Below are 25646 nucleotides of genomic sequence, written 5' to 3' on the forward strand. Positions count from 1 at the left end.
TTCTGATTGGCGATTAATTCTCACAAGTAATATCACGCGATGGTCGAATCGAGGATGAGATGGCGAATGTCATGCTGCCAGAAGTATCACGCCCTCCAGTGATTGAACCTGTATTAAGCGTGGGAGTGGGCTGCCGTCGACTCGTCAAGGAATTTGGCGATGGGGCGATCAAAAATCGTGTCCTCCATGAAATTGATGTCGATTTTTATTCCAACCAACTGACATTACTCGTAGGCCCCAGTGGCTGTGGCAAAACAACGCTGATCTCGATTGTGGCCGGGCTGCTGTTCCCGACAAGTGGCGATATCGACCTTTTTGGGACACCCCAGTCACAGCTTCGTGGGGGAAAGTTAGTACGTTTTCGAGCGGAAAATGTCGGGTTCGTGTTTCAGCAGTACAACCTGCTCCCCGCGTTAACCGCAACAGAAAATGTGAGTGTCCCGTTACTCATTCAAGGAATGCCCCGCTCAAAAGCACTTGTGAAAGCCCGTGAAATGCTGGAACAGGTCGGTTTAGGCAGCCGGGCTGATGCGTTACCACGGCAGTTATCTGGTGGGCAACAGCAACGCGTGGCCATTGCCAGAGCTCTCGTTCATGGCCCACGGTTGCTGGTCTGTGATGAACCAACAGCCGCTCTGGATGGGCATTCGGGTCGCACGGTCATGCAATTGATTCGACAAGTCTCGGTGCAGCCAGGTCGCGTCGTGATCGTCGTGACTCACGACTCACGCGTATATTCGTATGGCGATCGAATGATCGAAATGGCTGATGGACGGGTCGTCAACGTTAATAACTCTCCTCAATCCATGAAGTCAGATTCCCAGGTCATGCGTCAATTAGCCGTTAAGGAAACTCAGTAATGCGTCGCTGGATTCTGCCGGCACTGGCTTGTGTCGCCCTGTTGTTTTCGCTGATGCACATGGCTCGCGAGAACGTTCGCCCTGCGGCTCAATATCCTCCGATTGAGCCTGCACGGTCTCCTTACCTCCAGACCGTGGCTGGCGCGGGAATCATAGAAGCCAAATCCGAGAACATTTCAGTCGCGGCTGAAACGGCGGGTGTGGTGAATGAAATCTTTGTTCGGGTGGGGCAGGTTGTCGAAAAAGGACAAGTTCTCTTCAAACTCGATGATCGTAAGCAACGATCCGAACTGGGAGTGCAACAGGCCGCACTGGTCTCTGCCAAGGCAGAACTTGAGCGACTCAAAGCACTCCCCCGGCCAGAAGATCTTCCCCCCAGTGCGGCTAAACTGGCTGAGGCTCGTGAAGACCTGGAATTGCAACGTGACCAACTAAGCCGCGCAGAAGAACTCCTGGCAAAAAAAGTCATTCAGGCTGAAGAACTGATTCAAAGGAAACAGGCCTATACCATGGCCCGCGCTCGGATGGAGAATGCCGAAGCTCAGGATCAAAAGCTCAGAGCGGGTGCGTGGTCGTATGAGCTGGAGATCCAGAAAGCGGCTGTGCAACGGGCCGAACAACAAGTGATACAGGCTCAAACAGAAATTGATCGACTGGCGATTCGCTCGCCCATCCATGGCACCATTCTGAAAATTGATGTCCGCCCTGGTGAGTTTGTAGGAACACCTCCTGGCCAGCCATTGATCATCATGGGTGATCTCAGCACTCTGCATGTGCGGGTTGATATCGATGAGCAGGATATCCCGAGGTTTCGTCCGGGATTGCCGGGGAAAGGGTACCTTCGAGGGGACGCGAAATATCCGCTCAACATGACATTTGTTCGTGTGGAACCTTACACGCAGCCCAAGCGTTCGCTGACCGGCGAAGGGAAGGAGCGAGTCGACACGCGGGTGTTACAGGTCATCTATGCCATTAACGCCAACTGGAGAACGCAAACCACAAACGCTCTTTCCGACAACTCCGCGACAGCTTCTGTGCCAGCGACCGGAAAAGTAGCCACAATTCCCGTTGATGAGCCTGTGGAGATTTATGTCGGACAGCAGATGGATGTTTTCATTGATCTGGAGAATCAATCCGCACAACCGATTGAAGAAAAACGGTCACATACCGAAACCCTGCCGCCCCTTTCAGGCTCAGCCCTCTCTTCCACGCCAAATTTTCCTCGCAGTTAAAGCACTCTCAGCGCTTGGTTTCGGTCTGAAACGACAAACCCAGGGAGGAACGAACTTCCGCATTTGGTGGAAAGGTTTCTCGCCAGACTCCCACTGTTAATCATTGCGGTTCGTTGAAAAACATGACATTGATGGACATTCCGAGAGTTAAAATGACATTTCCTGACAAATGAGGCTGGTTCGCCATAGCGACTCCACTGAACGGAAAAAGACGGTTACAATGGAGACCTCTTAGCTGGAGTTCTCACCTCGCACTTCTGAGGCCGTCGTGAAGGGTCGAAGCGTCAATAAGCCCAGCGTTTCTGAAGCGCCACAGCAGCCTTTGGCATCGCTCTCAAAGCCTGCCCCTAAATCACGAGCCAAAGGGGGCGAACGCATTCAGGAAATTCTGGATGTTTCACAACGTCTGTTTCTTGAGCATGGCGTTGAGAATGTCTCCACCCGGATGATTGCCCAGGAAATTGGGATCTCTCAACCTGCTCTCTATAAGCACTTTTCGACGAAGCAGGAAATTCTGGATCAGCTGGTCAATCAGATGTTCAGCAAATTGATCGTCATTCTCGAAGCGATCAATGCCACTGGTATCCACTGGGTGCAATTGGCCATCGAAGAGTACCTTCAATTTGGTTTTGAGCATTCCAACGAATACCGGCTTGCCGTGATCATGTGGCGCCCCTATCAACCGCCACACAATGCGCCGCCCGATCACCGGCAAGAAATCCAGACTTTCAGAAGAACCTCATTTTTTAAGCTACAAGCCCAAGTGCTCAGAGGAATGGAAGACGGGGAAATCCGGAGCGATCTGGGTTCAGCAACCGTTGTTTCTCAATGCCTTTGGGCAGGCATGCACGGTCTGGTTTCACTGGTGATTACGCGAACCAATTTTCCTTGGGAAGACCGGGAAAAACTGATCAAAATTCACGCGCAATTGTTGATTGATGGTATCGCAAACCGTTCAAAAATCTCTTGACGAGATTTCCCTCACGAGCGTAAGTTATCACCGATAACCTCTGGGCGGATAGAGTTGGTGTTGCCAACGATGTCGCCATGATCGTCGGTCATTTTCAGTAAGGAGGCTTCCTCGTGAACACTCTCATGTCATCCGTAGTTTCTGAGTTCCCATATCTCTGTACTACTGAAAAAGACGATCAATCTTTTTCGGACATGTCAGAAAGAGAAGCACATGTTGGAACTGATTTGGACGACAGCAAGTTGGAATATGCACAATTTGCTCCTGAGCGCAGGCGACGTGGTCTGACGATTGTGTTTGCGGCATTACTTTTTGCGATCGTGATGCTGACCGGTAGTCAATGGTCAGCAATAGGAATCGCCCCTGAATGCTTTTTCCTTGTCGGGATCTCTCTGGCTTGTTTAGGAGCCTTGGGACGCATCTGGGCCAGTGTCTACATCTCTGGGCACAAGACTGCCAGTCTGATCATGTCTGGCCCCTATTCTTTGTGCCGCAATCCGCTCTATTTCTTTAGTGCCGTCGGCATGGTGGGGATCGGACTGACCACGGCTACCCTAGCGATTCCATTGCTGATGGCCACTTTTTTTCTGGCCTATTATCCCATGATTATCCGCTATGAAGAATTTCGTTTGATACAAATCCATGGCCTCAGCTTCCGGCAATATTGCTCACAAACACCTGCGTTTTGGCCGCAAACAACATGTTTTTATGAACCAGAAACTCATGTCTTGTTTCCAAGAATCATCCGAAGAAATCTTCAAGATGCCTTCTGGTTCATTGCTCTGGCGGCCATTATTCACGCGGAATCCCACCTGGAGTCACTCTACCCGGAAGTCGTACTGCTTCAACTTTGGTAGCAGGCTGGCAATGTCTCACCACGCACTGATCACGGTTTGTTCTGAAGGAGCACTCTCTGGTCAGTGCTTCTTTTATTTGGTAACGAAATCCATAATAGCAGGGCTGCCCGAACTATGAGTGCTTGCCGTCGAGTCATTTTCAAAGACATCAATGACACTCGTGTTCTCATCAGAAGCTGAACATCCTGAATGTGCCTGATGGATTTGCCGCACTGGTTAAGTTGCGTGAGTTTATGGGAAATGAATAAGGGATAAAAACATCAAGGCCGTCGTGAGCCCCCCTGGCTGACGACGGCCTTGTTGATTCCGATCGGAGCGATGAAGCCCGCGATCGTCCCTCTTCCCCATGAGCAATCAGCACAGCCGCAGCTGCCAGGATTGGGCGATTGCCTCAATCTGCTGATAACCTGTCTCTACCGTTCGTGTTGCAAGCCGTCCCCACAGCCCGCAGCGAAGGAAGTGATAAAGCAGATGGCGTGCCAAAACTTTTTCTGTTGAAAACATAACAACAAACGCAACCCAGGTTGCCTAGACTCACGATAGCGATTGAATTACTTGCAAAGCTTGCCGAAAAAGTGTGTACATTTTTCAAAAACGGCCGTTGTTCAGGAACGGGAAGAAGCTGACCAGAAGCCTGGCACGGTTGAGAAATGGCTTAATTTGAAAAGCCTGAGTGCCGAATTGGTCGTGAGCTGGCCAGCAATGATTCGTGGCTGGTGCGTTTTGGTTAGAAAAAGTGAAGGAAACAGCATTCCAATCACCTCTTGTCTGACAGCGAATTGTAATTCTGGCAATTTGATCAGAGCAAAGAAGAGGAAAAAACGCCTGCGATTCTTCCCGACAAGGAAAATCATCCGGTAGGCTTTGGCAGTTTGACGAGTCTGGTTATACTGTCGTCGCGTTAAGCAGTTGACGTGAACACGACTTTTGCCCGGACGCCTCTTGGAAGGCGTCTCGCTGAGTTGTTGGCGTCTCGCAGATTCAATGGGATTATTGCCCGTTGTTCGTTTTTTTGCCTGATGGTGTAATGGTAGCACGAGTGACTCTGAATCACTTGGTCGAGGTTCGAACCCTCGTCGGGCAACTCTTTGACTCTTCAGAAACTGTCAGAAGTTCACATAACCCCTGTTTTTCAGGGGTTTTTGCATTTCCGGGCCAAGCCGCTGCGGACTTCAGATGGCCCAGGATGGCTGACAACTGTATCGCGTCAGAGTTGCTCGCGGTCTTTGCAATCAGTCGATGAGTAAATACAAAAAGCCGCATTTCCACTTACCCGATGGTATCACCGGAAAGCGGAAATGCGGCGATGATTTCAATTGCGATAGTCTTTGTTTTCTCGACCCTTGGGGGTGATTCCCCCTTAGGCTCTATCGCTTGGAAGCGATCACCTGGAGCAATGATTTGAATGGGTCAGCGAACTTGGCCAACCCTTCTTCCATCAGCACTTGTTCCATCTTGGCGAAATCGACCTTGGCATCGATATCAGCCAGAATTTCCGGCATAGGCAACTGGTCGACCTTTCGGGTATAGACTTTGCCTTCGAGCTTCTGGACAGCCGCATTGGTTGCGGGAGGGTTGGTCTGGATATCTGAACCAGCCAGCGCGCTCACATAGCGGTCTGGAGCTTCTGCCGGGTCTTTTGTTCCCGTGCTGGCAAAAATGATTTCCTGCTGGAGCGGCAGCTTCTTGTCGGCCCAGAACTTCTGGTTTTCTGCCCACAACCGCTGAGCATTCACAATCCCCACCTGCCCCTGAGCACCAGGAATCAATTCTGGAACCTGCTTCTTGGTGTAGACGTCAATTCGGCTGACAAAAATGCTGTAAACCGATTTGAATCGGTCGAGCTTGCCGTGACGCTGGGCGCCCTTCCAGACGGCCTCACGAGCCGCTTCATATTGCCGTTCCGAAAAGATCAGTGTGACGTTCAGAGTGATGCCCGAAGCAGCCAGTTCTTCCAATGCCGCTAAACCGCCGGGCGTTGCTGGCACCTTGATCATGCGATTGGAATGCCCTGCGGCCCACTGCTGACCAAGTTCAATGTACTTCTTCGCCTTCTCGGCAACGCTCAGGGTGTTAGCAGTGTCCTCGAGCAGAGGATCCAGTTCGAAGCTGACGTAGCCATCGTTGCCGGATGTTTCAGTATAGACGCCCGCAAAAACTTCCTGTGCCTGGCGAACAAGACGGTCGGTCATCGCCCAGGCAATGTCTTCGTCCGAATGACCGTCAGCAACAAGCGCACGAATCTGGTCATCGAAGCGACCGGTTTTGAGCAAGTCGGCAATGATGATCGGGTTCGATGTGGCCCCGGTGGCGCCAAACTTTCGATTTTCCAATACAAGATCGGGATCGATACTGTCGAGCCAGACTTTGGTGCCGCAAGCAACGAGAGTTTCAAGAGGTGTCGGCATGAGCGGGGCCTGTTTCCGAAGAAGTACGTGACCAGAACGGTTGAGTCGGCAACCTCTCGCCGACCTGCTAAAGTGGCTTCCATCGTACCGCATGAATACGCCCGTGCCACGTTCTGGCGCGGTTTTTCCTTGACCAGGTGATTCTGACATTCGGTTTGTTCGGGTTCCCGTAGCCCGAATGTGGCCTTTCTCCCGGAGTTTTCCGTGTCTCACGAACTTTACGACAATCCGCTCATTTCCCGTTATGCCTCGAAATCCATGAGCGCCCTCTGGTCGCCGCAAGTTCGCCATGCCACTTGGCGTAAGCTTTGGATCGCCTTGGCGGAAGCAGAGCATGAGCTGGGTTTGCCAGTAACGAAAGAGCAAATCAACGAACTCAAAGCCCATGTCGACGATATCGATTTCGCCTCCGCCGCCCGGTATGAAAAAGAATTGCGGCACGATGTCATGGCGCACGTTCACGCCTGGGGCGATCAGTGTCCTGCCGCTCGTCCGATCATTCACCTGGGGGCGACGAGTTGCTATGTGACCGACAACGCCGACCTCATTCTCATGCGGCAGGGAATGGAACTCCTCCGCGATAAGCTGGTCGCCACCATCGACCGGCTTTCAAAATTTGCGGCTGAGTACAAAGACCTCCCTTGCCTGGGCTATACGCACCTCCAACCGGCTCAGCCAACAACCGTCGGCAAACGGGCCACGCTCTGGTGCTATGACCTGGTGATTGATCTGGAAGACCTGGAACATCGCATCGAAAACTTGCGGTTCCGCGGTGCCAAGGGAACCACTGGCACCCAGGCCACCTTCCTCACGTTGTTCGATGGCGATCACGCCAAGGTCGAAGAACTGGATCGACGCGTCGCCGATAAGATGGGCTTTGCCAGCCGCTGCGCCGTCACCGGTCAGACCTATACCCGCAAACTCGATGTGCAGATTCTCGATGTGCTGGATGGGATTGCTCAAAGTTCACACAAAACGGGAACCGATCTGCGAATTCTCCAGAGTAATAAAGAGATTGAGGAGCCATTTGAGAAACAGCAAATCGGTTCATCAGCGATGGCTTATAAGCGGAATCCCATGCGTTCGGAGCGGATGTGCAGTTTGGCGCGCTATGTGTCCAGCGTGACGGCATCGATTGGCCAGACGGTAGCCACTCAATGGATGGAACGTACGCTCGACGACAGCGCTGTCCGCCGGTTGTCGATTCCTCAAGCGTTCCTGGCAACGGACGCGATTCTGATTCTGTATCGTAACGTGGTGGACGGCCTGGTGGTCTATCCCAAAGTGATTGCTCAAAGGCTCGCCGCCGAGTTGCCGTTTATGGCGACAGAAGAAATTCTGATGGCCGGTGTGAGAGCCGGTGGCGACCGACAGGATCTCCATGAGCGCGTTCGCGTGCATAGCCAGGAAGCAGCACGGCAAGTGAAAGAACACGGCTTGCCCAACGATCTGATCGAACGCCTGAAAGGTGATACGGCTTTTGCGAAGGTCGATCTCGGTGCTGCTCTCGATGCCCGGCGATTTGTGGGCCGCGCTCCCGAACAGGTCGATCAGTTCATCAGCGAGGTCATCACCCCCATCCGCGAAAGATATCAAAGCACACTCGGTCTCGCGGCGGAAGAACTCAAGGTGTAGAGTTGATTAATGCGTCACATCGAGCATTGCTGCTTGACTGGCTTCTTCCTGACGGTACTGCTTAAACCGAGTTGATCAGAAATCTGATGATCCCAGTTGGGTTTTCATTAGATTTCTAATGTAATCAGCAACTGTGTCCTTTCCAGCTTCTCCATTGGCGACTCGTAAGACGAGTTCTTTTATCTCCATGCTGGGGAATTGAAGTGAGACATTGTTTTGTGTGAGAAAAACAATGGCGGCATTTGCTCCGGTTCTTTTGTTTCCATCGGCAAACGGATGGTTCTGCACAATGTGATACAAATAAGCTGCTGCCATATGTGCCAGATCTTTGTGAAGATACTGGCCATCATAAGTGGCTTGTGGTTGGGCAATCGCTGACTTTAACATTGTTTTGTCAAGGATGGCAGAATCACCACCATGAGCCTGGATCTGGTTTTTGTGAAATCCGAGAACCTGTCGAAGGCTCAAAAAAGAATAGTTTTTCACCATAAAGGCTTATTTGGCTAACTGCTTGAATAACTCGTAATTATCCCGCATCACCTTACGCTGGATTTCTCTCATGGGCAATCGTTTACTTATGAGGGCTTTTACGAAAGCGACCTTGGAGACGCTTTTCGGCTTCCATTTCTTGGAAATGTTTTGGCTGGGAGGATTTTTGGTCATCAAAGTGCCTTTATGATCTAGTATGCATACAAAACTAGTATCATTCATTCTACGACTTCACAAGACAATAAATTGAGATTTCTTTGCGGCTACGATTGACTTTCATGAAAAACGCACTTCCGAGTTAGTAGCGGTAGGGCAGGCTCCCACCTGCCGATGTTTCTAGCAGCCATCATTATCTGTGAAGTACATCGAACCGGCAGGCGGGAGCCTGCCCTACATGACTTTCTCATGTTCCCTGCCGAAGTCCATCCCAAACCACAAGCGTCGCTCTTTGGGGGAATCAGGACAACTCCAGCGAATCGACGAAATAGACGGTGTGCGACCTTGGGCCGTGGGCACCGATGACCAGCGACTGCTCAATGTCTGCCGTCTTGGAAGGCCCTGCAATAAAGGCACCAAAACCTGGAGTGCTAAACGATAGCCGCTGGTAAGCTTCATACATGTTGCTCATCACTTCCGAGGATTTCACGACCAGCGCTAAATGCTCGCAAATGAAGTATTCGGCTCGGTGACGAACCCTCGATCCCAGGCACCAGACAGCCGAATTTTCTGCGACGGCAAACTCTCCCGGCAGAATGGCCAGGTCAACGTCGGCCAGTTCGCTGGCTGCCCCGGCAGCAGTGACATCAATCGGCTGAACTGGTGCTTCCGCTGGAAAAGAAAGCCCAGGAACTTCGCAAATGATCTTCCGGGATTTCTGGAAAACCTCTGTCGTTTTCAGATCATTAAACATCTCTTCCAGGCTGGCAACCCTCACCATCCGGCCCCCCACCATTGTCAGCACCTGACCAAACTGAGCAATGGGATCAGGATATTGAATCCACGGGCCATCCAGAGGCGGCAAGGGAGACGACTCAGGAAGATGCTTACGGACAGCCTTGAGAATCTCGGCACGGGATGTCGACACGGGAATCACCTTTTGGCGAATGATGACGAAGGGGAGCAGATCATTGCTGGCTGGCCAGCGTCTGCTGTCGCTGTGCTTCAATCGCTTTCAGAATCTGTGCGTGGTACGGGCCATTGGTCGCCACCACTCCTTTGTTAGCATGCAGATGCCGGCCCAAAGAAAAATCCAGAGGATTTCCCAATGTGTCGGTGACTGTGCCGCCGGCTTCTTCAATCACCATCACACCAGCCGCATGATCCCAGATGCACTCGACATAGCCGGGCTTGGTGGGCAACCGCAAGTAAACTTCGGCCCGGCCACTGGCCACACAGGCATACTTGGCCTGGCTGTCCATCCGCACGGGAGCACCCGCAATTCCCAGCGATGCCGCAATGCTCGCAGAGGTGTCGTGTCGGCTGTGGGCCGCTTCCGCAGATTCGCACATCCGGTAGGCGGAAATCTCGGTTGCTGATGATACTTGAATTGGTCTTGGCAACGTCCGGCCATCCAGAGAAGTCACAAACGCCCCTTCCCCACGAACGGCATAAAACAGTCCGCCGGGAGAACTCCCACCAGCCGATGGAGTTGTCGGGTTAATCAACGGCAAGGTGGGGTCAGCCGGCAGGTTCGGGCAGCCCAGCACTCCCAAAACAAGCTGACCGCCTTCGTAGAGAGCGAGAGCGATGGCATACTGTTCTTTGCGCAAAAAACCTTTGGTTCCATCAATCGGGTCGAGCGTCCAATATCGGGATGTCGACCCTGCACCTTGCCCATGATCAACCCATTCGCAAAGTTGCTCACTGGTGGCCTGAGGGTGAAACCGCTGAACCAATGTCAGCACCTGCTCCAGATGTTCTGGCTCAGCTTTCAAAACAGCCGAGGCTTCTTCGGCGATCAGACAATCATCGGGAAAGGCACTGGTAATTGCTTCAAGAATCACCGCCTGGCTCGCGAAATCGGCAATCGTCACCGGGCTTTTGTCAGACTTGGAAATTGAGGACGCCCCCATCTGTCGCTGGACAGATTGGCAAAGTTCTGCCGCTTTTCGGACAGCAGCCAGGGCGATGGAAAGCTCGTGTGCGTAATCAGCCATTTCGCGGGAATCAATCTCTTATGGGGGGAGGCGAGGAAGCAGTGAAGCAAAAAAGCCGATAAAGGGAAGAAGACAGAAGAAGCGACAGAAAGGGGAAGGGTGATGCTCCAGTTACTTCAAATACCCAACACCTGAGACTTCACTTCAACTGCCCAAATGGTTTCCAGTCGAGAGCCTTGTTGCCATAGGCTTTTGTCGGTGGCGGTTCTCTGTCGTCAACAACCGTCTGCAAACGGCGGATCTCCGTTTTGAGTTCGGTCATCGTCGATTCATAAGCCGGATCTTTATGAAAGCTTTTCACTTCCAGAGGGTCAGCCTTTCGGTCGAGCAGTTCCCACTCGCCTCCTTCTTGCCCTTCATAATGAACCAGTTTATAGCGATCGGTCACCACACCGTAATGTGGCCGGACGTGATGCGGTGAAGGATACTCGTAATAGCGGTAGTAGAGGCTTTTTCGCCAGTCGGGGACGTTCTTTCCCTGCATTAACGGAAACATGTTTGCGCCCTGCATCTCGGTCGGTGCCGCCACACCGGCTGTGCCCAGAAATGTCTGTGCCATGTCCAGTAATGAGACCAACTGGTCATTGGTCTGTCCCGCAGGAATTGTCCCTGGCCAACGAGCGACCAGTGGCGTGCGAACGGATTCTTCAAAGATCCAGCGTTTGTCAAACCAGCCGTGTTCTCCCAGATAAAACCCCTGATCTGAGCTTACTACGACTAAGGTGTTTTTAGCCAAGCCTTCGTCATCAAGGGTTTTAAGCAGGCGTCCCACACTTTCATCCACGGCCTTCACACAAGCCAGATAATCGTGCATGTAGCGTTGATATCGCCAGCGAACGAGTTCCTGCCCAGACAGGTTGGCCGCTTCAAATTCCTGGTTACGGGGTTCGTAATACTTGTTCCATTTGGCCAACTGTGCCGCATTGATTCCGGGAGGGGGAACCAGCTTGGCATCCAGCTTGGTGAATGTTCGATCGATCCCCATGTCGTGTTCCACGACTGCGTTGGAGCGGTCTTTATAAAGATCAAACAACGTCGGCGGTTCGGCGAATGGTTTGTCAGCATTGAAGCCAAGATGCCGCAAGGCTGGCGACCATTCACGATGCGGGGCTTTATGCTGAGCCATCAGCAGAAACGGTTTCGATTTATCGCGATTCTTCAGCCAGTCGATGGAAAGATCCGTAATCACATCGGTCACATAACCTTCGTGCTGAACCTTCTTGCCATTGGCAATCATGGGCGGATTATAGTACCGCCCTTGCCCTGGAAGAATTTCCCAGTGGTCGAACCCCGTCGGATCACTCATGAGATGCCACTTGCCAATGAGAGCCGTCGAGTAGCCATTGGCTTGCAGCAACTTGGGGAACGTGGTCTGAGAACCATCAAATGTGGAGTTTGTGTTGTTATAGAACCCGTTTTTATGCGAATACTTTCCCGTGAGAATCGTCGCTCGGCACGGCCCGCAAATGGAATTGGTGACCAGACAACGATCAAAACGAATCCCCTCGCTCGCGACACGATCAATGTTCGGGGTCTGGAGGAGTTGACGAGTATCTCCGTAAGCGCTAATCGCCTGATAAGCCAGATCATCACTGAAGATAAACAGAATGTTCGGCTGAGCCGGCTTAGGATCTTCCGACGCAAAGAGGCTGGTTGTCAGGCATATCAAAGCCCCGCAGACAATGCTCCACAAAGTTGTGTGACTCATGAACGGGCCTCCTCAGAAGAAAACTCAGGCAATGGCGGGGAGCGTGATAAACCGGGCGTAGGCGTCGTCCCAGGCTGTCGCATTCTGTGGCTCATAATGTCGGACACTCGCTGACTCTCGCACAATCGACCGCAGATCGGCAAGCGAGCCGATCTCGCCTGACGTACGGGCCTGCACTAGCACATTCCCCAGTGCCGTCGCTTCAATCGGGCCAGCGACGACCGGTCGGTGACACGCATCGGCAGCAAACTGATTCAGCAACTCGTTCTGCGAGCCACCTCCCACGATGTGGATGACCTCGGTCTTATGTCCCGATAATCCTTCAAGCCGCTCAAGCACCTGACGATACTTGAGTGCTAACGATTCTAGCGCACAGCGGATGACGGCTCCTTCGTCATCAGGCACTTCCTGGTTCGTCTTTTGGCAATAAGTGCGAATGGCCGCAGGCATGTCTTCCGGTGCGACGAAGATCGGCGAGTCAGGATTGATGAACGCCCGGAACGATTTGGCATCACGGGCAATTTGTGTCAACAGGCCATAATCATAACTGGCGCCATGACGCTCGAACGACTTGCGGCACTGCTGCACCAGCCACATTCCCATGATGTTCTTGAGAACGCGGTAAGTGCCGTCGATCCCTCCTTCGTTGGTAATGTTGAGTTCCAACGCCTTGGGGGTAAGGATCGCTTGTGGGGATTCAATCCCCATCAACGACCAGGTTCCTGAACTGATATAAGCCCAGTTCGCATTCCCTGTAAATGCCGTGGGGACGGCGGCAATCGCTGCCCCGGTATCATGTGTGGCTGGCGCAACAACATTCAAACGTGGCAAACCTGCCCGGCGGGCCACGTTCTCCCGCAACCGGCCCAGCGATGTCCCCGGTGCGATCACTTCGGGAAAGATATGCGTGGGGATGTCCAGCTTTCGCAGCATGTCAAACGCCCAGTTCTTTTGAGTGGGATGAAAACACTGCGAAGTCGTCGCGTTCGTAAACTCCACTACCCGGCTGCCGCACAGGAGCCAGTGGAAGAAATCGGGCATCATGAGAAAGCGGTCAGCGACATCAAAGATTTCGGGGCTGGATTTTCTTAATGCCAGCAGTTGATAGAGCGAATTGATCTCCATGAACTGGAGGCCGGTATTCTCGAAGATTTCACTGCGGGAAAGCTGGCTGATCGCGGCATCCATCAATCCCCTCGTACGAGGGTCACGGTAGTGATAAGGCTGAACAAGAAGTTCATCTTTCTTGGAAAGCAGCACATGATCGACTCCCCAGGTATCGACACCGACGGAAACAATCGCGTCGCCATACTTCTGGGCAGCTTTGGCCAATCCCGTTTGAATTTCCGACCAGAGGCGAACGACATCCCAGCGCATCGTTTCGCCCAGATGCACCGGCCCGTTGGCGAAGCGGTGGAGTTCATCCAGCCGGATTTTCCGACCGTCCAAAAGGCCAGCAATCACTCGGCCGCTCTCAGCCCCCAAGTCAATTGCCAGATAACAATGCTCCGCCATGACAACAGCCTTAACCAATGCGGGTGGACTCGTGGATGCTTGAATTTGATGGCTGTCCAAAGTGTCAGTTTCCCTTTGGACAACCCATCAAGTCACGATGATGCAAGATGTGGTCTCTGCTGTCGAGCGAAAAGGGCTGTGAGAATGAAAAGTCCCACGCCCTGCGCGACTCAACTGGCACAACCCCGCCCGGAATAAAACTGCCGCCAAACGCCACGATCCATGAGATGAAGTGGACTTCACTTTCAATGGGGAGCTATCCACCAAAAGCAAAAATCTTAAGCCAACTATCAACTGCCAACCCACAACTCCCAACAAAGTCATCGCTGATCAACAGAGACCAATCCATAACGATGCTTTGTCTGAGTGACGCTTTGCTCGCGGAGCCAGAAGCCGAGTTCTGTCCGTCCTTCAGCGGTGACAGGAGCGTCGATCCAGTTCAGACCCAGGTTCGTGGCGGCTTTCAGCAAATCGTCAGTCACAGGAGCCAGCGTTCTCAGAAACTCAGCCCGTCCCGCCAGTTCCGGCAATCGCTGAATGAGTTGTGCCTCGGTCTCCTGATCAGCACGACTGATGACCAGAGGAACTCCCACGATTTCTGCGGCAATGTTGGCTCGAGCAGCGGCTTCTTCAAATCCTGCGGGGATCCGCAGAATGACACCACGGCTGGGGCGATAGCGAAAGACATTAGACTCACTGATTAATGCACTCGGGTCATGTTCCAGATTAAAGTGATTGTTCCAGGCGGCCAGATAGCTTTGCTTCACCTCTTCGAGGCTGACTCCCGTTTGACGATCAGTGAGCCGCGTGAACATTCGAGGATAGTTGGGGCCGCCGGCCTTGGAGCCTGGCCCAATACTGGAACGTTTCCAGCCGCCAAAAGGCTGCCGACGAACAATGGCGCCCGTCGTCGGGCGATTAATATAAAGATTCCCCGCCTGAACATGCTCGCGCCACCAGTTTTGTTCCTCCTGCTCCAGTGAATGCAGCCCAGCGGTCAGCCCATAGGGGGTGGCGTTTTGCCATTCGACCGCTTCTTGCAAAGTTTCATATCGCATGATCCCCAGAACCGGGCCAAAACATTCGGTCTGATGGAACCACGACCCATGGCGAACTCCCAGCTTGATGCCGGGCGACCATTGGCAAGGCTCGGTTTCATTCTGCTGAGGCTTTAGGAGCCATTCTTCACCGGGATCCAGCGTGGTCAGAGCTTTGGAAAGTGCCTGGCCTGCCGGGCGAATCAACGGCGTCACAAAACTTTGCAGATCCATGGATGATCCCACCCTCAGGCTGGCGGCGGCATCATGTAATTGACGGCGGAAATCGGGAGAGTCGTAGACTTCCGCTTCAACAATCGCAAGGCTCGCTGCGGAACACTTCTGGCCCGCATGTCCAAAAGCCGATTTCACAAGATCCTTGATCGCCAGTTCACGATCGGACTGTGCCGTAATGATCATCGCGTTTTTGCCGCTGGTCTCAGCGAATAACTGCAATGACGGACGCCACTTCCGGAACATTGCCGCAGTATCCCAACCGCCGGTCAGCACAACAACATTCACGCGAGGATCGGTGATCAGCGCCTTGCCCGTTTCTCCATCCTGGCAAGGATAAAATTGGAGAACGTCTTGAGGAACACCGGCTTCCCAGAGTTGGCGGGCCAGCAGATAAGCCGTGGCGATAGTTTCAGGGGCAGGCTTCAAAATGACACTGTTGCCGGTCAGCAACGCCGCCAGAACGCCCCCCGCAGGAATCGCATACGGGAAGTTCCAGGGAGGAGTCACCACAACCACTCCCAACGGTTCAGCCAACAACGAATTCGGGACGTGATATTCCTCGGCATAGTACCGGGCAAAGTCAATCGCTTCCGAGACTTCTGCGTCGCCATCCACCACGGCTTTGTTGCCGTCAGCTTGCAGGCATGCCACGGTCTGATAACGGTCACGTGACATGACATCGGCAACAGAGCGCAAGACCGCTTTACGCTGTTCAAGACTTGTACGGCTCCAACTCACTTGTGCCGTGCGGGCTGTTTCTAAGACTTCATTCAATGAAGCGAGCGGAGGTAGTGCTGCGGGAACCCAACTGCTGATTGCGTTGTACAATGCTGTTCTTGCAGAAAGCTGTGTCCAGTCGGTGTCAGGCTCGTTATCGAAAGCAGGAGTGTTGCCCGTCTGTTGGAGAGGGGTTCCCCGTCGCGACTGGCTGCTGACTGTTGTCCGATTTTCCCAGCCTTCTTCAAACCGGCGGCATTGCTCGTTCCAATCGGGTGTGCCAGGTTTCAGAGCAAAAGCCACCCGCAGGAAATTCTCGGGAGCCGTGTTCTCATCTAACCGCCGTACCAGATACGACATGGCACCGAAGAAGTTCTCTTTGTGAACCGCTGGGGAATAGAGCAGCACACCGTTCGCGGCGTCACGAACGGCTCGTGCCTGATGATTGGCCATCCCTTCCAGCATCTCCAGTTCGACACGCTGCTCTGTTCCAAAGAACTCCCTGAGTTCCAGAGCCAGCGCCACATCGAAGATATTATGGGTCGCAACTCCCAACCGAACGGCGACGGCATTTTCCGGACGACAGCCAAATTCCAGCATTCGGCGGTAATTGGCGTCAGTATCAGCCTTGGTAGGATAAGGAGCCACAGGCCACCCATGCTGTTCGGCTTCCACCTGCTCCATGGCCAGATTGGCCCCTTTCACCAGCCGGATTTTGATTTCTGCCCCGCCATTGGCCACTCGTTTTCGTGCCCAGTCGGTCAATGTTTGCTGGGCAGCCCATGAGTCAGGCAAATAGGCTTGAAGAACAATCCCTGCCGTCAAATGCTGAAACTCAGGTTCGTCCAGCACTCGTTGAAACGCATTGAGCGTGAGCGCCAAGTCTCGATACTCTTCCATATCGAGATTGACAAACTTTCCACCGGACATTGCGGTTCGATAGATCACCCGCAGACGATCAATGATTTCTTGTGTGGTCTGCTCCCAGGCCGGCACATGGATCTGGCTGAAAATTGCACTGATTTTGACCGAAACATAATTGATCTGAGGATTCTTCAGGCACTCAAGCAGGAATTGAAAACGGTGCCGAGCCTCTTCTTCGCCAAGAACGGCTTCCCCCAGGTGGTTCAAATTGCAGCGAAAACCCTGCCTGCGCCGGGTCTCCAGATGATTGACCAGAGGCTGCCATTCTGCATTGAGAATGACGGATGAACTGTCTTTTCTCAGACGAGCCGCCACCTGTGGCATGACGAAGCCAGGAGCAATTCCGCTGGCATAACTTCCCAATCGCAGCAACATACGATCAAACCAGGGAAGATAGGCGGGGATCCCATAAGTCTGAATCACCTGACGCCAGCGGCGTGCCTGCTGACGCGGATCTTGACTACGAAACACATGATCAACCATGGCCAGCGTGAACGCTTTTCCGGGAGCGTCATTCACCATGCCAGCGACGTTCTCAGCCGATTTTCGTTCTTCGGCTGTCTGCACGGCCTGAGCCTGCATCAGCAGTGTTTTGGCTCGATGAATCACTTTTTCAGGAGTGATCGCAGAGCGTGAAGGAGCGGGTGAAAGTGTGCTGGGGGGGAGTGTTTGCATGCGGAAATCTTATCTCGACATCGCAAGCTGGTCGTGTCAGAATTCCTTCAGCCAAATGCTGAGTTTATACAATGATGGAACATCAAATTTCGGGATGTTGCGATGCCTCCGCCACGAGAAGTTCAACGCTCCCGCAAAGAAATCTTTAAGGCAGCGCCGGGGCTGGATGTGGCTGAAGCGCTCTTTGATGCCATCAATGATGTCCTGTTTTGTGTCAAAGATCGCGAACGGCATTACATTGCCGCCAATACGGCTTTTGTCCGGGCCACTGGCCTGAAGTCTCGGGGTGATCTCATTGGAAGAAGCGCCTCGGGGTTGTTTCCAGCGGCCCTGGCTGCGGGCTATGAACAACAGGATGACGCGGTTCTATCCTCTGGAATCGCGGTGCAGAATCGCATGGAAATGGTGACACGCCCGGATGGAGCCATCGGTTGGTTCATGTCACAGAAGATGGCAGTCAGAGACGCCAGTGGCAAAATCATTGCGCTGGCGGGGATCTCGCGGGATCTCTCGACTCCTGCCGAGCAGGGCGCCAAACTTGACCCGCTGGCCAAGACGCTGGAGATTCTACAGCGAGACTTTGCTGATCCCGTGAAAGTGATGCAGCTTGCCGGGCTGGCGAATTTGTCTGTCAGTCAGTTTGAACGCCGCATTCGCGACCTGACAGGCCTAAGCCCGCGGCAACTTCTGACAAAAAATCGCATCGAGTCGGCGGCAACGGCTTTAAGAGATACAAAGCATTCTCTTAAAGAGATTGCCGTCGACTGCGGCTTCTATGATCAAGCGTCATTCAGCCGGCAATTCCGTGAAGCAACAGGAACCACCCCCGGAGAATACCGAAAGATCTTTCGAGAGCTGACCGGTTAAACCCGGAAACCGATCTAGCGTATTGTCAAAGCTTAAAAGCGGGGTTGAACATGTAGTCAAGTCCGACATCGGAGGACGTGACGACGCATGAAACCCCAAGATAAAGCCGAGACACGGCACTATCCAGCCAGCGGCATTGGTTCAGGAATCAGCACAAACGGGAAAATCCGCATGGGGACTGAACCGACCACCTTCTCGCGGAAACCCAACTGCGCCGCTCGGTCAGAAGCGAACTGCAGCACGGTAAACTCCAGTCCGCAGAAGAACTCTGCGTCGACTTCAGCCGCCACGTCAGCAAAAATTTCACCGGCAGAGGCAGAATGCCGGCGGACACCGTGAATGCTGTTCTCGCGAACTTTCACTCCGGCCGCTGCCAGCTTCACCAAGCCCTTTAGGAAGCGACCAACGAGAGAATCAGGCGTTGAGACACGCCACAGGCGTTCCCATTCCTCATGAGATTCCCAGTAGTAGCCATAATTAAAATAATCCATGGCCAGCAGATAGTTGCGGTTTTCAGCCCATGAGGCAGCAACTAATGGACGGGAAGGGGGATGACGCTTCTGGTAACTGTGGCCGCGAGGATCACGATAAGGATGCGGTGCATCCGTTCCCGGAATGTATGTGTAGGCAGGGAGTTCCGTCGAGGGGAGGAGCCGGGGCGCGTTCTGTGAAAGATCAAGCATCCCCTTTTCAAAAACCATGTGACCATTCCTCAGCTGCATTTTCGACAACACCAACAAATAAAAAAATCCGGAAGACAAAAGTCCAGCGGATAGAAACGAAGTTTGCTCCGCCAGAGAAAAGTCTACCAGCAGAGCCACTTCAGTCTATCAAAATGTCGACCAGTTGTCGCGAAGTTTGATTTCTGAATTAGCTGAGACCAGATAAACAGGGGTGTTTACGACGACAGCACGGATTAAATGGAATTGACCTTCTGGTCATGAAACCCGTCGTAAAGACATGATGGTTGAATCGTGTTCCACGATATTCACCTCTAAAAGCACATGCGGCAGACCCGGTCACTCGAGGTTTTTAACACCTTGGTGACCAGAACCGCCGCATGAGATTTGTGATCGAGATGATCTCAATCCGGAAAAACTTTGGGTCAGTGATTACTTCTTGAGCGAAGTCACAAACTGATCATAAGCCTTCTGCAATGACTCAGACGTCTGATCCGCATTGGGAAAGACCAGAACGCGGTAGGTCATTTTTAGAGGCTGTTCTGGCAAAAGATCTGTTTCAAAAAACGCACCAAACCGGCCGTAAGGACGTTCTGAAAATCGGCTGGGCTTGGGCAGGTTGGGATCTTCAAAGTAGGTGACGGTGTACTTGTTTTCTCCTACGGGGAACGTCATTGCACACCAGTTGAGATTGGCGTGCTTGGGTTCTGCGGGGCCGTCACTTTCCTGGACAGCTTCTGACTGCTGAGGAAAACCTGCAGGACGGATGTAGCGGGCCGAGTTCGCATCAGCGACCGATTGCGGAGCACGAAACTGAAAACCAGCATGCTGACGGTCACCCGTCAGGCGAATCTTGCCACGTTCCGAATTCAAGACGGTTGACCAGTCGATCTGCCAGCCAAATTTACCGCCATCCAGGGGAAGCTTGGTCACTGTGACGGTGCGTTCTTCGCGAACCACAGGATTGTTCTTCTCGTCTTCCCAATGAATTTCAACTGTGGCAGTGGCGTGATTGTCATCGGCTTCCTGCTTGAGAAACTTGATATGCCGCTGGTGTGCCCCTTTGGTGCAGTGCCAGAAATCATAGGAACCATTTTCCGTCTGCGTTTTGTTCCAGGCAACATACAGACCCCGATGATGGGGGAATGTCCCGCCCGCCCCTTTTGTGATCAGGTCGCCAGTCCCTGGGCCAAAGACATGATGAAAGACTTTATAGGTCTCAGCATTTTTTTCAGGAGTCGAGGGATCATAAGCATGCATGTAGCGGAGCACGGGCTGACCATCAAACGTGAGATCGGTTTCCGTGTCAGCGACATTGGTCTTCCATGCAAAGCCGGCAAAGGCGCTTCCCGTCAGCGAGAGAGCCACTAAAACGGCGGGGAGAACCAGCCGGGTAAAGGCGTTGAATGTCTGTGTGATGTGCTGCATCGTGTGGTTTCCCTGGGATTCGTCGAGTGTGATTGCTCTGCATGTGTCCTCAAGCTGGGCAACAACATCTCGATGATGCGCAGCCGTGAAGCCAGGGAGACTTGCCAGCAGGCGTGTAGTCTACCCATAAACGGGACTCATTGCATGCCGTAAGACATCACATCAGACCAGAAAACACCATTAAGAGCATTCATGCCGATTGAACATACCTACAGAGATTATCGCCGGATCGAACTGGCAGAACTGGTCGTCGGGGCAGCGTCTGTAATCACTTGAATCACATCATCGCGATGCAGCGGGCGAAGCATGTGCTCGGCTACCACCTGAACTCCAATCGGATTGGCTCCCTCACGAGAAGCCTCAATTTCCACTTCAAAGGCCAGTTCAGTACCAGGGGCAATGGCACCGGGAACCTCAAAAATCAGGCGTGAGCCTTGCACGGTATGCTTGACCGGGCCATCAACGTTGATCAGCTTCAAACCTGGGGGAATATCAATCGCCAGCGCGACACCGGTCGCCGCTGCGGAACCGCGATTTTTCACCACCATGCGCGACAGCACCCGCTCACCGACGGCAATCAGCTTCTGGTCATCCATCGGCACGATCGTCAGACCCGGAAGGCCTTCGGCACGAGCGACGGTCTCAACAGTGGCTTTGGCTCCTTCTGCACTGGCCACCATCACTGAACCCGGTGAGTCACCCGCTTGCCGGGGAGTGAGTCGTGAACTGACCGTCTGCGATCGACCGGGAAGAAGTTCGTTAATTTCCCAATGCACAGTCCGGGTGGCAGGATCATAAGTTCCCCCATCAGTGGCTTCAGTGAACTCGAAACCAGCGGGAACCACTTCACTGACGCGAACGCGCCGTAATGGAGATGCCCCCTGGTTCTGTACGACGTTATCAAAGCGAGCGGGCCGACCGACAATCGCACGGGTCGGAACCTGCTGTGTGACAGCCAGGCCCGATCCTGCAATCATAACATCCCGCTTCTGTTCAACAGGCCGCATGCCTTGAGCCAGCACTGTTAAAGCATTGGTGGCCCGTCCGACACTCACAGGAACCACATTCAGGGTCACATCATGCGATTCGCCCGGCTGGAGATCACCAACCAGGTATTCCACATCGCGACCAGCAGGGTGTTGAATCGATTCAGGAAGTAAGTCACGAACGATCACATCTTTCGCAAGGGTTTTTCCAATGTTTCTGACATGGAAAACCATGTTGAAAGGCTGACCCATTGAAGCTTCCGAAGGGATATCACTCTGCACATCCAGTTCTGCCGCAGCGACCACGATTTCCGCCGCCACTTCAGCGACAAAACTGACGCGAGCCACGCTGCCAATCGGCCCTTCTTCGACCGGTGTCACGCGAATCTGAATGGTGCGGGACTCACCGGGAGCTAATGTCCCCAGCTTCCAGATCAAGCGTTTCTCATTGATTTCTGCACGAGGAGATGTCCCCGTCAATTGAGTCCCCTTAGGGATACGGTCTTCGACAACGACTTGTCGAGCCGCGACGGTTCCTTCATTTTTCACCACAACAGTATAAATGAGCGACTGCCCCAGCAGGGCGCTGGCGGGAGCCTGCTTTTCAATCGTCACTCGTGGCTGTTCGACGGCACGAGCCGGAAGTTCGGCTACGGGAGGCGTTACTGAAGGTGAAGGAAGCGGAGTGTTTCCAACCACAGGATTGGCGGGACGGGCGAGGGGATTCTCTGGTGTTCCCCAGGGAGCATCTGGTTCCGGCTGCCCATTTCGTGAACGGATCTCGGGTTCAGCCATTGGCTGGCGATCTCGAACTGGTGGCTGATTTCGAGCGGGAATTTCCCCAAACGGATCATTCTGCTGTGGGTCATTCTGTAGTGGATCAATTTCCAGTCGTCGAGACGGGGCGTTGTTGCCTGACGGGCTATTGACAGGTGGACGTTGAGAATCGCGAGGCATGGCCTCTGATCCGGGAAATTCATTGGCCGGGAAGTCTCGGGACGGGACGTTTCTGGAGTCACCAGTTGCCGGAAGAGTTGGAAGATTGCCAAACGCTGGCTCCTCACGATCAACCGGAGGCAAAGCTCGTCTGGGCGGCGCTGACGAAGGACGTGGCGTTTCCTGGTTGTCCAGTCGAGAGGGCAGCCCCAGTTGAATTTCCAGACTGCCGGAATCTGTCACGGGTGTATCAGCAACGGGAGACCGCGGCGCCATCTCGAAATCTGAACGGCTCGGCGGTGTGGGTCGCTGAACTGGTACAGGTTGCTGGGCAGGTGCAGGTTGTTGGGCCGGCAGGTCAAGACCGAAGGGATCATCGTTCGTGGTTGACGCAGGGGTTGATGTTGCTGCCGGTGCAGGCCGGCGATAAGGCGTCATGTCGGGCTTGGGAACATTGGTTGGATTCACATTGGTTGGATTCACATTGGTTGGATTCGCTGCGGGGGCACCAACGGCTGGAAGATCCGCAGGAAACGCATCCGCAAAAGGGTCATCGTTTTGCGTGGCAGCGGTCTGCTGGATCGTCCCTTTGGTGGTCGTCTTTTTAGCGACGGGCTTGGCCGTTGGAGTCTCCAGTCGAGCAGGTTCCTGCCCGGCGAGACTACTCAAATCAGGTAACGCAGGAGGTGTGGGCAACGAGGACTCATGTGAGGCGGAGTCTTGTGGCAGGGGCTGAGACCAAAGTGACTGATTCTCCCGCACTTTTGGCTCAGAATTGTCGGGAAGCGGCAGGCTCAAAGGTGGAGTGGATTCGTTGGTATCAGATGAATCTGTCGCCAGAGTGGGGGACTGACTGCGCACAATTGGCTGCGCGTCATTGAGTGCCAGCCGGGAAAATTCGGAAGTTTCGTTGGGCTGACTTGCAGATTGATCATCTGCCAGTTGCGGCAAGTCGGTGGCAACAAGCCGGAAATCAAGCCCTTTTGGCGACGTTGGTGAACCAGCGACTGCAGGCAGACTATTAGCCAAGGGAGAATTTGTGGCAGGTAAGCCCACCACTGCTGATTCAAGACTTGAGCCAAGACTTGAAGACGGGGCCAAGTTTTCCTCAGACAATTCGGCCAAGGCGGCTTCTGAGAGGTTTTCATCCACTGAAAGAGGCTGTTTCAAGTGGTGAAGCTGGGTGAGCTGTCCATAGACATTCACAACAACCAGTGAGCAAGTCCCCACGACAACCGTCAGGGCAGCGATTTTCCAGAGTCCGGCTGGCATGGATTCCATTCCTCAACCGCGAAGTGCATCGTGCACTGCGAGCCGGCACTACTGGGCCAAACTCCCGCGCTGGATGAAGGAAATACCAGAAATCTTCTTTAAGTGAAAGACGGAATCGAGCAAACCTAAGTCCAAACCCTGAAGTTATGTTCGTTTTTTGTAGAAAAAACACGAATATTTTGACTCACTTCCAGTTTTTCGGAAAAAACGGCCAATGGCGAAGTCACTCAAATGAAACGTTTTCAGGCCGGTATCTGGAAAGTGATTGCTCCGTTTTCATCAATGGCTCCGAAATTCTCCTTGTTATTAGCCCCTCAGGATGGAGAAAATTGATTGGGGAAAGAATGCCGCCTCAAGAGCCATATGATGTCTCCATGTTGTGAATGAGGGGTTGCATGGCATGTGCCGGGTGTAAGGGTCAGGGCAGGATCGCCCACGATCTTTACACAAGATTCGTTGGTGCAGGCAGTGGTTTTAGTGCTGCGCTGGCCGATCTAAGGCAAGATGTGTGGGGCAAGATGTAGGGGTTGTTGCGAATTATTGAAATGGTTCGTGACGATCAATCGGCGACCAGGGTGAAACCGTAATGGCGAAGAAATATCTCAGCCTCGAAGAAGCAGCTCAAATGCTCGGCATGCGTCCGGAAGATGTCGGCCGGATGCGTGAGAAGGGCGATTTGCGCGGATTTGCCGACCGAGGCAACTGGAAATTCCGGTCAGAGGATATCGAAGAAGCCTTGCGCCGACGGCAGATTGACTCCGATCCGGATGTCAACCTGCTGCCAGACGACGATGATCATGTCTTTGACGAAGACAAGCCGTCGACTCGCAAAGGAGGCTCAAACTCGGATAGCGATGTCCGGTTGATCGGGCCGGCGTTCGGTCGCGGTGCCGACGAAGCGAAAACAGATCCGGACATTCGGTTGGCTCCTCCTTCTGATAGCGACGTCCGTCTGGCATCAAAGCCCGGTTCTGACAGTGATGTCAAACTGGTGGGACGCCCAGACTCGGATAGCGATGTCCGCCTGTCACTTTCTGACAGCGATGTCAAGCTGACTCGTTCGCCAGGAACAGACAGTGATGTGCGTCTGGTCGGCGGTGCCGATACGCTTCGCCCGGGCAGCGACAGTGATGTGGCGCTGGTCGGGGATTTTGGCGAGTCAACAGACTTTGGCGGTTCGGCCATTCTCGACGATGACGAAGGAGATAGCCTGTTTCTTGCCGGCGATAGCGCTCTGCGATTGGGAGGCAACAGCGGCATTGAACTGGGCCGACCTGCAGACAGTGGGATTCTTCTCGAAAAGCCCAAGCCGGGAAGTCGTGGCTCACGAAAACTCGAACAACAGACAGAAGCTGAACAGTTCACTCTGGCCATGGATTCCACGCCAAAGCTGGCAGGGGATTCTTCATCAAAAAGCAAAGGGCCTTCTCAAAAAGGAAGCGATGATCTCGATCTGACGGCCCCCATGATGATCCTGGACGATGACGCCGAAGAGACGGTCTCAAGCACCGCCTTCGAGCTTTCGCTGCCGGATGATGACGATGTGCCGGGGCTGAAAAGTGGAAGCGGATCACGCAAGCACGACCAGACCGAGGCCGACGTCCTGCTCTTTGACGATGACGAAGATCTCGATGGTGTTCAGCCAACGATGATCCGTGGCAAGGCGGCGTCATTTGAGGACGACGATGATGAGTTCGCGTCATTGAGCGACGGCTCTGTGGCAGAACTCGATGACGATGACGATGCCGTCACCTTCAGTGATGCTGACGATGACAGTGATGACATCTTCGCCGATGCTGATGAAGATGAAATGGAAGGCTCATTTGTTGAAGGAGCCAGCGCCGTTGGAATGTCTGCGACAGGAGTGCGGCATTTTTCCCCTCAGGAAAAAGAGTGGGGAGCGGGAACCTTTTCGCTCTTGGCCTGCTCCACACTGACGCTGGTGATCGGCGCTATGGTGGCTGCCGACTTGATGCGCGTCATCTGGTCACAGGGTCAGACGGCGGTTTACAGCGGCGGGATCGTGGAGATGATCGGCGATTTCTTCAAGTAACGTG

Annotated in this window: 17 protein-coding genes and 1 tRNA gene; 8 read left to right on the forward strand and 10 right to left on the reverse strand. The window is 53.4% G+C overall.

Annotation, left to right across the window (positions count from 1 at the left end; all coding sequences use genetic code 11):
- Positions 1 to 71 precede the first annotated feature (71 nt).
- The 5 genes from SH287x_RS12500 (at position 72) to SH287x_RS12520 (ending at position 5003) form a co-directional block, all read left to right on the forward strand.
- The gene (locus SH287x_RS12500; protein ID WP_479514648.1) at positions 72 to 860 is read left to right on the forward strand and encodes an ABC transporter ATP-binding protein; all 789 of its coding nucleotides are present in this window, start codon (positions 72 to 74) and stop codon (positions 858 to 860) included.
- Positions 860 to 2092, forward strand: coding sequence for an HlyD family secretion protein (locus tag SH287x_RS12505; RefSeq protein ID WP_479514649.1), 1233 nt, complete (start codon positions 860 to 862; stop codon positions 2090 to 2092). The genes SH287x_RS12500 and SH287x_RS12505 overlap by 1 nt, the downstream gene beginning before the upstream one ends.
- A 268-nt stretch (positions 2093 to 2360) precedes the next feature.
- Positions 2361 to 3062 carry a TetR/AcrR family transcriptional regulator gene (locus SH287x_RS12510; protein WP_479514650.1) on the forward strand — a complete coding sequence of 234 codons (702 nt, stop codon included), beginning with the start codon at positions 2361 to 2363 and terminating at the stop codon, positions 3060 to 3062.
- A 227-nt stretch (positions 3063 to 3289) separates the two neighbouring features.
- Positions 3290 to 3919, forward strand: a complete 630-nt coding sequence (locus tag SH287x_RS12515) for a methyltransferase family protein (RefSeq protein WP_479514651.1) — start codon at positions 3290 to 3292, stop codon at positions 3917 to 3919.
- Positions 3920 to 4932: 1013 nt separating this feature from the next.
- Positions 4933 to 5003: transfer RNA gene (locus SH287x_RS12520), tRNA-Gln, on the forward strand.
- Positions 5004 to 5286: 283 nt separating this feature from the next.
- On the opposite strand, the gene SH287x_RS12525 is transcribed toward SH287x_RS12520, so the two are convergent.
- Positions 5287 to 6327, reverse strand: a complete 1041-nt coding sequence (locus tag SH287x_RS12525) for a transaldolase family protein (protein WP_479514652.1) — start codon at positions 6325 to 6327, stop codon at positions 5287 to 5289.
- A 204-nt stretch (positions 6328 to 6531) separates the two neighbouring features.
- On the opposite strand from SH287x_RS12525, the gene purB reads away from it, so the two are divergent.
- Positions 6532 to 7962, forward strand: a complete 1431-nt coding sequence (purB, locus tag SH287x_RS12530) for an adenylosuccinate lyase (protein WP_479514653.1) — start codon at positions 6532 to 6534, stop codon at positions 7960 to 7962.
- A 75-nt stretch (positions 7963 to 8037) separates the two neighbouring features.
- Here the strand turns inward: purB and SH287x_RS12535 are convergent, their stop codons facing one another.
- The 6 genes from SH287x_RS12535 to SH287x_RS12560 form a co-directional block, all read right to left on the reverse strand.
- Positions 8038 to 8451 (reverse strand): type II toxin-antitoxin system death-on-curing family toxin, encoded by a 414-nt coding sequence (locus SH287x_RS12535; RefSeq protein WP_479514654.1) that lies wholly within the window; start codon positions 8449 to 8451, stop codon positions 8038 to 8040.
- Positions 8452 to 8908: 457 nt separating this feature from the next.
- A complete protein-coding gene (locus SH287x_RS12540) occupies positions 8909 to 9535 on the reverse strand; it encodes a LutC/YkgG family protein (RefSeq protein WP_479514655.1) in 627 nt (208 codons plus the stop codon).
- A 40-nt stretch (positions 9536 to 9575) separates the two neighbouring features.
- Entirely contained in the window at positions 9576 to 10607 is a 1032-nt protein-coding gene (locus SH287x_RS12545) for a 3'(2'),5'-bisphosphate nucleotidase (protein ID WP_479514656.1), read from the reverse strand.
- Between the two features lie 139 nt (positions 10608 to 10746).
- Positions 10747 to 12315, reverse strand: a complete 1569-nt coding sequence (locus tag SH287x_RS12550; RefSeq protein ID WP_479514657.1) for a sulfatase family protein — start codon at positions 12313 to 12315, stop codon at positions 10747 to 10749.
- 24 nt (positions 12316 to 12339) lie between these two features.
- Positions 12340 to 13830 carry a rhamnulokinase gene (locus SH287x_RS12555; RefSeq protein WP_479514658.1) on the reverse strand — a complete coding sequence of 497 codons (1491 nt, stop codon included), beginning with the start codon at positions 13828 to 13830 and terminating at the stop codon, positions 12340 to 12342.
- A 320-nt stretch (positions 13831 to 14150) separates the two neighbouring features.
- Positions 14151 to 17420, reverse strand: coding sequence for a bifunctional proline dehydrogenase/L-glutamate gamma-semialdehyde dehydrogenase (locus SH287x_RS12560; RefSeq protein ID WP_479514659.1), 3270 nt, complete (start codon positions 17418 to 17420; stop codon positions 14151 to 14153).
- Positions 17421 to 17522: 102 nt separating this feature from the next.
- On the opposite strand from SH287x_RS12560, the gene SH287x_RS12565 reads away from it, so the two are divergent.
- Entirely contained in the window at positions 17523 to 18287 is a 765-nt protein-coding gene (locus tag SH287x_RS12565; protein WP_479514660.1) for an AraC family transcriptional regulator, read from the forward strand.
- Between the two features lie 119 nt (positions 18288 to 18406).
- On the opposite strand, the gene SH287x_RS12570 is transcribed toward SH287x_RS12565, so the two are convergent.
- The 3 genes from SH287x_RS12570 to SH287x_RS12580 form a co-directional block, all read right to left on the reverse strand.
- Positions 18407 to 18988 (reverse strand): DUF309 domain-containing protein, encoded by a 582-nt coding sequence (locus SH287x_RS12570; protein WP_479514661.1) that lies wholly within the window; start codon positions 18986 to 18988, stop codon positions 18407 to 18409.
- 411 nt (positions 18989 to 19399) lie between these two features.
- On the reverse strand, positions 19400 to 20395 hold the full coding sequence (locus tag SH287x_RS12575; RefSeq protein WP_479514662.1) for a DUF6807 domain-containing protein: 996 nt from the start codon (positions 20393 to 20395) through the stop codon (positions 19400 to 19402).
- Between the two features lie 218 nt (positions 20396 to 20613).
- Positions 20614 to 23589, reverse strand: coding sequence for a hypothetical protein (locus SH287x_RS12580; RefSeq protein WP_479514663.1), 2976 nt, complete (start codon positions 23587 to 23589; stop codon positions 20614 to 20616).
- Positions 23590 to 24175: 586 nt separating this feature from the next.
- Between SH287x_RS12580 and SH287x_RS12585 the strand changes: the two genes are divergently transcribed.
- Positions 24176 to 25642: a helix-turn-helix domain-containing protein gene (locus SH287x_RS12585; protein WP_479514664.1), complete on the forward strand. Its 1467-nt coding sequence runs from the start codon at positions 24176 to 24178 to the stop codon at positions 25640 to 25642.
- Positions 25643 to 25646: the final 4 nt, after the last annotated feature.

This window comes from Planctopirus sp. SH287 (assembly GCF_056500625.1).